This window comes from Sphingomonas sp. (assembly GCF_051962185.1).
In the GTDB taxonomy this organism is placed as follows: Bacteria; Pseudomonadota; Alphaproteobacteria; order Sphingomonadales; family Sphingomonadaceae; genus Sphingomonas.
This window is the reverse complement of the sequence record NZ_JBQCCN010000281.1, coordinates 1-4,354: the sequence shown is the minus strand read 5'-3', so window position 1 is coordinate 4,354 and position 4,354 is coordinate 1. Positions and strand designations below refer to the sequence as shown.

The following is a 4,354-nucleotide window of genomic DNA, read 5'->3' as shown; positions in this document are numbered from 1 at the left end:
GCCCGGCGTCTCGCCGATATTGGCGTAGCGGCCCCAGCCGCCCTTGGCGCCGATCTCCGCGACGCGCGGATCGGCCGACAGGTGAAGCTCGGACAGACGGCAGGTCGCCGGCACGCCGATGCGGTAGAAGCGCGCCGAGGTCTCGGCGAAATTTGCGACGATCGGCGGGGGTGTATGGACGCGCCAGCTCGGCACCGCTGCCTGGGCGAGCGCGCGCCAGGTAGTGCCGTCGTCCGATGCCTCGACCGTGAACGCGGCCGAGGGCGAGAAATTCGCATTGTCGTCGACCGGCGCGGCCTGCAGCAGCAGCGATCGGGCGCGATAGGGCGCGGCGAACTCGACCACAAGCTGCGACGGGGTCTCGCCCGGCTTGATGTCGAGCGCGGTCGAGCCGTCGCCGTCGGTGATCAGCCGAACCTCGGCCGGCGTGTCGTTGAGCGTCGTGCGCACGATCTGGCCGCGCGCCGCGGCACGATTGCCGGGAAGCGCGGGATAAGCGAGCACCATCGCGTCGCGATAATGGTCGAGCCGGGTGAAGGGGCGGGGCAGGGGGCGGTCGATCGTGCCGCCGTCATCGACCGTCACCTCGCTCCACACGAGCTGCTGCATCGCGCGGTCGGGGGTGATCCAGGGACCGCCGCTCGACGACCAGCCGGGGCAATTGTGCAGCACGAACGAGATGCCCAGCCGCCCGCATTCGTCGGCGGCGTGGCGGACCACCTTGACCCATTCGGGCGACAGCGTCTTGGCCGGCCCCTGCGGGATGCCGCAGCCGACGTCGAACATATGCACGCCGCCGACTCCGACTCGTGCCAATGCCTCGAGATCGAGCGTGATCCCCTCGGTCGTGACGTTGCCGTTCATCCAATGCCACCAGGTGTGCGGGCGGGCATCGGGGCCGGGTTGGCGGAAGCCTTCGAGCAGGGCGTCGCCGGTCGCGGCCTTGGCGTGTCCCGCCCAGTTCAGCGTGACCGCGAAACTGCCGGCGGCGGCGCCGGCCAGGAACTCGCGACGACCCATTCCCATCATCCTCTCCCCGCCCGTTGGTTGGCGATGTCGCTGACCCATAATGTCATATGATACGATAATAAAGCTTGATTGGAACGGGGGCGGTGATTTAAGCCGCTGGCTAGGGCGACGGGGTTCAACCGCGCGTTTTGACCAGGAGAGAAGGGCGATGGGCACGCTGTTGAAAAGCGTTGCGCGCGGGGCGATGGCGTGCGCCGCGCTGGCTTTGGCCACGTCGTCGGCGTCGGCCGACGTGCCGGGCTACCAGGCCAAGCTCGCCGCCAAGCTGAGCGCGGTCAAAGCCGGGATCGCCAAGGGGCCATTCAAATCCGACTGGGACTCGCTACGCGCCGGCTATCGCACCCCCAATTGGTTCCGCGACGCCAAGTTCGGCATCTTCATCCATTGGGGAGTCTATTCGGTCCCGGCCTTCGCCAACGAATGGTATTCGCGTAATATGTACGTGCCGGGCAACGCCGCCTTCGAGCACCAGGTCGCGACCTACGGCCCGCAATCGAAGTTCGGCTACAAGGACTTCATCCCGATGTTCAAGGCGGAGAAGTTCGACCCCGCCGCCTGGGTCAAGCTCTTCTCCGATGCCGGCGCGCGCTACGTCGTGCCGGTCGCCGAGCATTGCGACGGCTTCGCCATGTACCAGTCCGATTTGACCGAATGGGACGCCGCCGAGATGGGGCCGCACCGCGACGTGGTCGGGCTGATCGCCAAGGCGGCGCGGGCCAAGGGCATGCATTTCGGCCTGTCCTCGCACCGCGCCGAGCATTGGTGGTGGTATTATATGGGTCGCACGTTCGATTCCGACGTCAACGATCCGAAGAACGCCGGACTCTACGGTCCCGCCGCGCCGATGGGCCTGCCCGCCGACGGGCCGACCAACTGGCCCGATGGCAACCAGCTCCAGGAATGGCTGCCGCCGAGCAAGGCGTTCATGGACGACTGGATGGGGCGCACGTCGGAGCTGATCGACAAATATCACCCCGAGCTGATCTATTTCGACTGGTGGACCGCCGCGCCGATGTTCGAATCGCGGATGCGCGACACCGCGGCCTATTATTACAACCGCAGCGCGAGCTGGGGGGCGCCGGGCATCATCGCCTATAAGGGCGGCCAGTTCGCCGAAGGCAGCGCCATGTTCGACATGGAGCGTGGCAAGACCGACCAACTCAGGCTGACGCCCTGGCAATCGGACACTTCGGTCAGCCTCAAGAGCTGGGGCTATGCCAAGAACGACACCTATCGCACGCCGCAATCCCTGGTCGCCGATTTGATCGACATCGTCAGCAAGAACGGCAATTTGCTGCTCAACGTCGGCCCCAAGTCGGACGGGACCATTCCCGACGAGATCGTCTCGGTATTGAAGGGCATGGGCAGCTGGCTCAAGGTCAATGGCGAGGCGATCTACGGCACGCGGCCGTTCAAATATTTCGGCGAGGGACCGACCAAGTCGGGCCAGACCCGCGTCGGCGGTCAGGTAGAACAGTCCGCGATCAAGGGTTTCACGCCGGCGGACATCCGCTTCACCACCAAGGGTAACGTTGTTTACGCGCTCGGCCTGGCGCGGCCCAAGGACGGCGCGGTGCTGATCAAGACGCTCTACGCCGGCACGCCTTATCTCGACGCGCCGATCAAGAGCATCGAGTTGCTCGATGGGGGAAAGATCCGCTGGCAGCAGACGCCGCAAGGACTGAAGGTCAGCCTGCCGCCGGCCGCCGACGGGTCCTACCCTTACGCGCTGCGCATCCGGACGCATTGATTTCTCCTTGAACGGTGGTCGGCATCGCGCGGCCGCCGCATTTCACATCGACGAGCATCGGGGGTTGTGATGGAAAAGCGGATGCGACTGGTACACTGGAGCCGCTGGGCGGCGATCGCCGCGACGCTGTTGGGCGCAAGCGCGGTCGGCGCGCAATCGGACACGCCGGCGCTCCAGCCCTTCACCGTCGACCATGAGGTGCGGGTCGACTCCCCGGCGGACGCGCGCTTCCTGCATGACGGGCCGGCGGGCAGCCACGGCTTCATCCGCGTCCAGGACGGGCATCTCTACCGCGGCGACGGCAAGCGCTTCCGCTGCTGGGGATTCAACATGACCGGCTGGGCCAAGGGCTCGGCCGAGCTTCCCGATCACAAGGCGGCAGAAACCTATGCCGCGGCGCTGGCGCGGATCGGCGTCAATTGCGTGCGGCTCCATTTCCTCGACCGGCCCGACACCGCCTTCCCGATCCGCAACGAGGGCGCGGGCATCTCGCCGACCGCCGGGCCGTTCACCCATCCGCCGCGCGGGCTGATCCGCGGCGACCTGCCCGACAGCCAGCATTTCAATCCCGACCAGCTCGACCGGCTCGATTACTGGATCGCCCAGCTGAAGAAGAACGGCATCTATGCCGACTTCAACCTCAATGTCGGGCGCGTGTTCAAATCGGGCGACAACGTCCCCGACGTCGACCTGATCAACAACGCCAAGGCCTTCACCTATTTCGGTCCCGAACTGGTCGCGCTCGAAAAGGACTACGCCAAGCAGCTGCTCGACCATCGCAATGCCTATACCGGGCTGCGCTATGCCGACGACCCGGCGGTGGCGCTGGTCGAGGTGGTCAACGAGAATTCGCTGCTCGAATTCTGGGCGCGCAACTGGCTGCGCGGCGAGCGGATCAAGGACGGGCCGAACTACCAGCTCGACATGACGCCGCATTACGAGGCGCTGTTGGTCAAGATGTACAATGACTGGCTGGGCAAGAACCGCACACCTGCCCAGGTTGCCGAGCTGCACCGCATGGCGGGGATCGCCGCCGGCCAGCCGGTGCCGTTCATGCGTCGCGGCGACCATCCGGATGCGCCGCGGCTGCGGCTCGATGCCGAGATCGCGTTCCTGACCTCGGTCGAGATCGGTTTCCACGCCGAGATGAAGCGCTTCCTCAAGGATGAGGTCGGCGTGAAGGTGCCGATCATCCCGATGGCCGATCACACTTACTTCATGGCCAACCAGCCGCTGCTGCGGACGCTGATCAAGTCCGACATCGTCGACTCGCACGTCTATTGGCAGCACCCGGCGATCTACGGCCAGCGCAACGAGCCGATGGTCAATTCGCCCGAGCTCTCGACCATCCTCAAGCTCGCGCGCAGCGCAGTGGCGGGCAAGCCGTTCACGGTCAGCGAGGTCAACGAGCCGTTCCCGACCGATTACGGCGCGGAGATGATCCCGATCCTGGCCTCCTACGCCTCGCTGCAGGATTGGGACGCGGTGTTCTTCTACACGTTCGAGACCAAGGTCGCGAGCGAGTGGACGCCGATGATCACCGACCATTTCGACATGACGCTCGATCCGGTGAAG

General features: G+C 65.7%; 3 protein-coding genes. 2 read left to right on the top strand and 1 reads right to left on the bottom strand.

The genetic code is table 11. The annotated features are described in order from the left end of the window. On the bottom strand, positions 1-1,020 hold a 1,020-nt coding region (locus ACTHJR_RS17710; protein WP_440524650.1), incomplete at its 3' end, for a glycosyl hydrolase. 157 nt (positions 1,021-1,177) lie between these two features. Here ACTHJR_RS17710 and ACTHJR_RS17705 point away from each other — a divergent pair. Continuing rightward, on the top strand, positions 1,178-2,779 hold the full coding sequence (locus ACTHJR_RS17705) for an alpha-L-fucosidase (protein WP_440524649.1): 1,602 nt from the start codon (positions 1,178-1,180) through the stop codon (positions 2,777-2,779). Between the two features lie 81 nt (positions 2,780-2,860). Next, positions 2,861-4,354 (top strand): hypothetical protein (locus ACTHJR_RS17700; protein WP_440524647.1); only part of this gene is annotated, 1,494 nt, incomplete at its 3' end.

Bases quoted from the DNA above. Each gene is read 5' to 3' on its own strand.
- ACTHJR_RS17705 (WP_440524649.1), top strand. From the start codon at position 1,178: ATGGGCACGCTGTTGAAAAGCGTTGCGCGCGGGGCGATGGCGTGCGCC.